The organism is Virgibacillus carmonensis (genome assembly GCF_057836705.1).
Genome location: NZ_JBYQFJ010000035.1, coordinates 22,806 through 29,183, shown reverse-complemented (window position 1 = coordinate 29,183; position 6,378 = coordinate 22,806). Strand labels below are relative to the sequence as shown.

Annotated in this window: 7 protein-coding genes; 6 read left to right on the top strand and 1 reads right to left on the bottom strand. The window is 38.3% G+C overall.

Annotated features, from left to right (window positions below):
- Nucleotides 1–135: 135 nt before the first annotated feature.
- Nucleotides 136–1,008: a vanadium-dependent haloperoxidase gene (locus AC3G7N_RS18035; RefSeq protein WP_489423560.1), complete on the top strand. Its 873-nt coding sequence runs from the start codon at nucleotides 136–138 to the stop codon at nucleotides 1,006–1,008.
- Nucleotides 1,009–1,066: 58 nt separating this feature from the next.
- Here the strand turns inward: AC3G7N_RS18035 and AC3G7N_RS18030 are convergent, their stop codons facing one another.
- On the bottom strand, nucleotides 1,067–1,240 hold the full coding sequence (locus AC3G7N_RS18030; protein ID WP_489423559.1) for a hypothetical protein: 174 nt from the start codon (nucleotides 1,238–1,240) through the stop codon (nucleotides 1,067–1,069).
- Nucleotides 1,241–1,684: 444 nt separating this feature from the next.
- Between AC3G7N_RS18030 and AC3G7N_RS18025 the strand changes: the two genes are divergently transcribed.
- The 5 genes from AC3G7N_RS18025 (at nucleotide 1,685) to AC3G7N_RS18005 (ending at nucleotide 6,358) form a co-directional block, all read left to right on the top strand.
- Nucleotides 1,685–2,044, top strand: coding sequence for a hypothetical protein (locus AC3G7N_RS18025; RefSeq protein ID WP_489423558.1), 360 nt, complete (start codon nucleotides 1,685–1,687; stop codon nucleotides 2,042–2,044).
- Nucleotides 2,045–2,121: 77 nt separating this feature from the next.
- Nucleotides 2,122–2,565 (top strand): Fe-S cluster assembly sulfur transfer protein SufU, encoded by a 444-nt coding sequence (sufU, locus tag AC3G7N_RS18020; RefSeq protein ID WP_489423557.1) that lies wholly within the window; start codon nucleotides 2,122–2,124, stop codon nucleotides 2,563–2,565.
- Nucleotides 2,549–3,526 (top strand): CobW family GTP-binding protein, encoded by a 978-nt coding sequence (locus AC3G7N_RS18015; RefSeq protein WP_489423556.1) that lies wholly within the window; start codon nucleotides 2,549–2,551, stop codon nucleotides 3,524–3,526. Before sufU ends, AC3G7N_RS18015 begins: the two co-directional genes overlap by 17 nt.
- Nucleotides 3,527–3,584: 58 nt before the next feature.
- Nucleotides 3,585–4,697, top strand: coding sequence for an NAD(P)/FAD-dependent oxidoreductase (locus tag AC3G7N_RS18010; protein WP_489423555.1), 1,113 nt, complete (start codon nucleotides 3,585–3,587; stop codon nucleotides 4,695–4,697).
- Nucleotides 4,691–6,358 (top strand): nucleoside recognition domain-containing protein, encoded by a 1,668-nt coding sequence (locus AC3G7N_RS18005; protein WP_489423554.1) that lies wholly within the window; start codon nucleotides 4,691–4,693, stop codon nucleotides 6,356–6,358. Before AC3G7N_RS18010 ends, AC3G7N_RS18005 begins: the two co-directional genes overlap by 7 nt.
- The last annotated feature ends 20 nt before the right edge of the window (nucleotides 6,359–6,378 follow it).

The window sequence follows — 6,378 nt, the reverse complement described above, 5'->3', positions numbered from 1 at the left end:
GATGATCGGAACCATTTTTAAGTTATTTTTGGCTAGTTATGTCCCAGCCTCTTTTCTTTGTCCAAATGTTGGTGTACCCATTCACATCTACATTTCTTTCATAATATAAATTATATAGAATGGAGGTGATATATGTTGAGTAAAAACTATTTACGGTGGTCTGATATTCCTTACGCGGGAGAACCGAAACCACCTACTGATCAAGTCACCCCTTTGGCAGGATCATGGCCTTTAGTTTATATAAAGCGAGACAAAGCTGGAAATTTTCTTGATCCAAACGAAAGGAAATTGCGACTTCCTCTAACTCATCCCGATCGAATAGACTTTGATAAAGAGTTATCTATCGTACAAAATATACTAAAGGGACTCACCCAACATCAAAGAGATATTGGTATATATTATGGAACTGGAGCTCCTACCAAACAGTGGACACCAGTTATTGATCGCTTAATTGATACCTATGGAGTTGGCCCAACTAACGCTGCACGAATAATAGCTACTGTACAAGGTGCAATTAATGACACAATGATCATCGTCTGGAATTTGAAATATCGATGGGATGTAGCAAGACCAGACCAATATGATCAAAAGATGAGAACATTGCTATGTACACCACGGTTCCCAACATATCCGTCTGGTCATGCAACTATGTCCGGATGTACACAAGTCGTTCTAAGCTACTTTTTTCCGAAGGAAGCAAAAAAGCTTCAAAAAATCGCCAATGACAATGCAATTAGTCGTTTGTATGCAGGTGTCCATTTTTCGTCTGATAATAATGAAGGACTTAAATTGGGAAGATATATCGGCACAATTATTGCTGATCATTTAAAAACACAAAGTAGTAATGATTTCAAACCTATTGATCATCCAGTCAAAGATTTTCAAAACGCAGAAATATTTCCGCACAACTACCAACAATTCATCCCTTTCGATTTCCCTGAGGCATGTACTTCCCTTGTTATGGATGAGAAGAAAACTAAATTATCCAAACCATTATTATATTTATAAACCTTTTCATTTGAAGGGGTTTACATACTTTTTCATATAAGGGGTACAGGGGAAGTTTCTAAAAAAAGTAATTATAGTAACTGCGTCGATGATACCTAATATATCTTCTCCCATGGTCACGGTATCTATTATCATCATAACCATCGTAGCTGTTATAGCCAAACTGCCTGTCTTTCTCTTCAAAATACTCAGTAACTACGTTATCCTCATCCATAACTGGGTATTTTTGCACATCCCCTCGAAAAAATAAAATTATAATTAGAGATGTTCCTCAACGAATTTTTTAAGAAGAGGAGTATCTCCCTTCATTGACTGAACTCTCTATTGAAGAAATAACGTATATAAGGTAGTAAAAGAAAGTATGTTTTTTTGGTGTAGTGTCAGCATAACTAATGTTGGCACTATCCCTATAATGGTACTAAAGCATAATTTTTTTAATCTAATAACGCAGTTTTTATAAGGCGAACTAATACAGACAAATCCGTTTTCTTAAATGGGTTTGTCTTTTTATGTTGTTAAGAATAGGTTGTGTTCCGTATTTTATTGTTCATAAAATTAAAAATGTTGACACTGTCAAACATCATGATATAATTCATTTAGAAATCAGTAAATCGTAATCATTACGATTTACGTGAATGTTAATCTGAAAAACATGCGAATCTAAGAGGTGAGTAGAATGAACGATTTCTTGTTGAAATCTTTAACGTTTAAGATCGTAGAATCACTACCAAAAGAAAAGAGAGAAATTTATACCTTTATTATTAAGATGGAGGATGCCATTGTGCAGCTAACGGACACACCCGAGGAGTTCCTTAGCTACCTTAAAAACTATTCCCCTCATAAAAAGGCAGCGTCTCACTTTCAAATGTCTTTATTTGAACTTCTTCAAACTTTGAAAGAAATTGAGGAAGAAATTAGTAGGGAGCTTGAAACCCGATTTAATAGTGTAGAGTGGATGGATTATACCGATACTGTGCAAACCCAACTAGGTAGTAGGATAGATAACAAGAGATATTTTTTCGTTTCTATTCCCTAACATCTACTTATAAACAGATCGTCATTCTAATTTTAAATTATGGATAGTGATTATTACTGCGGCGAAGGAGGGCACTCATGCTTGATGATATATACCGTCAGGTTGTTATAGACCATGCCAAGTATAGACGAAACTTTGGGAAATTGACTGGTGATGAGAGAACGCAAAAGGTCCACTATAAAAATCCTACTTGTGGCGATGTGATGGCCTTATTCATTCGATTAGAATCTGATGGAGTAAAAGATATCTCATTCGAAGGGGAAGGATGTAGCATCAGCATGGCTTCTTGCTCGATGATGACGGATTTATTGAAAAATCTCACCCTCGAAGAATGCCGAAATAAAAGAGCTGCTTTTGAAAGCTTAATAAGAGAAGGAACGATGGACAATCAAATCGACTTAGGTGATGCTGCTTCTCTTCAAGGAGTTCATAAATTAAAGGCCAGACATAATTGTGCTCTCATGCCTTGGCAAGCATTTGATAAATGGTTGGAGGAATATAAGTATGCAAGAATTGAATGAAAGGGTCCCTGTTACAATATTGTCGGGGTTTTTAGGTTCAGGGAAGACCACACTCCTTAACCATATTCTCAAGCATACAAAAGAAAAAGTGGCGGTGATTGTCAATGAGTTTGGAGATATAGGCATCGACGACCAACTCATTGAGCAAACAAAAGAAGAAATTATTGAAATAAATAAGGGATGTATTTGTTGTAATGTCCGAAAAGACTTGATCGATGCATTATCAATACTTTTATTCTCCAAGGGAAAAGGATTGGTAGAGTTTGATCGTATTATTATTGAAACGACTGGCCTTGCTGATCCTGCTCCCGTGGTGCAAACTTTCCTGATGGACAAAGATATGGTAGAAGCTTTTATCATTGATAGTGTCTGTACACTCGTTGATGCAAAACACATCTCCAGACATTTAGAGGATACAAAGGAAGCTTGGAGCCAAATTGCTTTTGCAGATATTGTACTTTTGAATAAAGCTGATTTAGTTACTAAGAGTTACCTTAAAGGGCTAGAACAGAGAATTACCTTTATAAATCCGACAGCTTCCCAATATGTAAGTAAGAATAGTCAAGTGGATATGGAAAAGATCCTTGGGATTCACAGCTTCCAACTACACGAAAAGTTGAAGGTGAACCCTGAGTTTTTAAATAACACCCATCATGATCATGATGAAACCGTTTCCTCATTATCTCTACAAGAAAGCAGACCGTTGGATTTAAAAAAACTTAATCTGTGGTTTTCTTTTTTGGTACAAATCGAAGGTGAATCCTTATATCGATATAAAGGAGTCCTAAATATAGATGGAAAAGACAAACGTTATGTTTATCAAGGTGTTCATATGTTGTTTGCAGGAGAAGAAGGACGCTCCTGGGGAAACGGTGAAAGAGTAAGTAAGCTTGTGTTTATAGGTAAAAACCTAAATAAAGAGAGGCTTACTGAACAGTTTAGACAATGTGTGTCGGAGTGAGAAGACGTATGCCTGTTTAAAAATCGTAATCATTACGCTTAGTCAAAGGAGGTTCATCATGAATAAACATTACGACACGATCATTGTTGGAGCAGGCGCCTCCGGGGTCGGAGTTGGAATCCTTCTCAAACAAATGGGTTGTGAGAATTTCTGTTTAATTGATAAAGGTGAAGTTGGGGAGAGTTTTCGGAAGTGGCCAAAAGAAATGAAATTTATTACACCATCTTTTTCATCCCAAGGGTTTGGACAGACAGATCTCAATGCCGTAGCTCCAAAGACCTCTCCTGGATATACATTAAATGAGGAACACCCAACAGGAGAAGAGTATGCGGAATATCTGGAATTGCTAGTCAATCATTATAAATTACCTGTGCTGACTGGGAGAGAAGTAGAAGAAATAAATAAAATTGGGGATTATTTTGAAGTGAATACTCCACATCAAACTTTCTTGGGTAGATTTGTTGTTTGGGCAGCAGGGCAATATCAGTATCCGAGGGACAGTTCGTTCCCAGGCTCAGAATTGTGCTTACACAATAGTCAAATAAGCGCTTGGGAAAAGATGAAGGATGACGATTACATTGTTATAGGTGGCTATGAAAGCGGTCTAGATGCTGTTTATCAGTTGAACAGGTACAAGAAAAAGTCTCGTTTATTGGCTAAGACTGCTACTTGGCAGATTAATAGCAGCGACCCTAGTACGGTCTTATCCCCTTATACATATAATCGGATGCGTGAAGCTATTCCTGAAGGAAGAATTAAAATCTACGAAAAGCAGACCGTCCAATCGGTGCGAAGAGATAATGACGTTTATTATGTAAAAACAGAATCAGGCCAAGAATTGACTACGAAGACCCCGCCAATATTAGCAACAGGTTTTAAGGGGAGTACGTCGATGATTTCTCATCTTTTCAAATTCGGGAAGCATGGGAATCCTCTCGTTACTGAACAAGACGAATCGACCCTGGTCGAGGGGATATTTCTATGTGGACCTGAACTGAGACATGACAGCCACGTTTTTTGCTTTATATATAAGTTCCGGCAGCGTTTCCCTGTGGTCGCCAAATCTATAGGCACTCAATTGGGCCTGGATTTGGAAGTCATCGAGTTGTATAAAAAAGAAAACTTTTATCTTGAGGATCTATCAGGCTGCGGGGAACGTTGTGAATGCTGATGGACAAGAAGGAAGAGACTGCTAGTGCTTTTGCATTAGTCGGACTTGAATCTGTAGGAAAGTCTGCGTTGTATAGACATTTAACAGGCCAATGGACTGGTACAGAAACAAATGTAAAAGGATCCACTATATCCGTTTCACTTGGAAAATTGAAGGGCAAACCCGATGTAGAAGTGATTGATACGCCAGGAATCCAATTTGAGGATGACAGCCTTACAACCAAGATGGCTTTGAATACAGTGAAACATCTAGATACCTTAACTCTGGTAGTCAAATCATCTAGTTTGAAACATGATTTGCTTTTATTAGAAAACCAGCTACAACTGAAGGGTAAAAGAGTAACGATTATAGCTACTCATAAAGATAAATACCACCCGAGTGAAGAGGATAAGCAATATATTAGGGGGCTGTTAAATGTCCCTATTGTGTGGTGTAATAGTCGTTTTATGAATCGAGACGAGGAAAAAGAAGTGTGGAAATCTATTCAAGAATCTAATTCGTGGGAATTGAGCAAGAGCTTACTTACATTTCTACCTGCATCACAAAAGGAAGATAAGAGTTGGTTGGAACAATTGTTAGCTCAACCGATTTTCGGCCCTTGGCTAGCCTTTTCCATGATTATTCTCATGTTTGCAGGTCCAGTGTATGTGGCCTATTTGCTTTCTGATTATCTGCAACCAGTTACAGAGAATTTTTTTATTAATCCTTTAAAGGAGATGGTTTCAGGTTTACCGGGTTTCCTCCAAGTTTTCTTGATTGGTGATTATGGAGCACTGACACTTGGCTGGTATTCATTTTTATGGGCTTTCCCTGTTGTTTGTCTCATTGGAGTGAGTGTTGCCATTACGGAGGAAACGGGTGTTCAAGAACATATCACACACGCATTGGATCCATGGTTAAAGAAGGTCGGATTAAGGGGGAGGGATTTAATTCCTGTTTTAACGGGGTTCGGATGCAACGTTGTAGCCGTTATGCAAAGTAGGAGTTGTAGCAGTTGTACCAGGGAGTCATGCATTTCTCTTATTTCATTTGGCTCAGCATGCAGTTACCAAATCGGGGCATCCCTATCGCTGTTTGGATCGGCCGGGCAACCCTTGCTATTTTTGCCTTATATTTTAGTGGTCTTCATAGTAGGGGCCATTCATACAAGGATATGGCAAAAGCAAACGTACACCTCCAATCCTGTCGGCTCTCTTCCGTATTTGCAAACTATTACATGGACGGGAGTAAGTTTCCGTTTAAAAGGAACACTTAAACAATTTTTCTTACAAGCGATGCCGGTTTTTATCATTATTTGTTTGATAGCATCTTTACTCAATTATACCGAAATGATGAGGATATTAAGCGTGGTAATTTCTCCTTTATTAACCCTATTTGCTTTACCTTCCGAAATAGCACCTGGAATTATATTCTCTATCTTTAGGAAGGACGGGATGATGGTACTGAATGAAGGGGGAGGAAGTCTTCTGCGGAACATGGCGGTGTGGCAAGTATTTTTAATTGTTTACATGGCCTCGACCTTGTCTTCTTGTCTAGTTACTCTATTCGCTATCTACAAGGAAATAGGTGTGAAGTATGCGTTGGGGATATTGGGAAAGCAAATGGCAACATCCTTAATAAGTACATGGATACTAGCCGTAATTCTATCTTCATTGTTCTGATGGAGATTTAAGGAGGGATA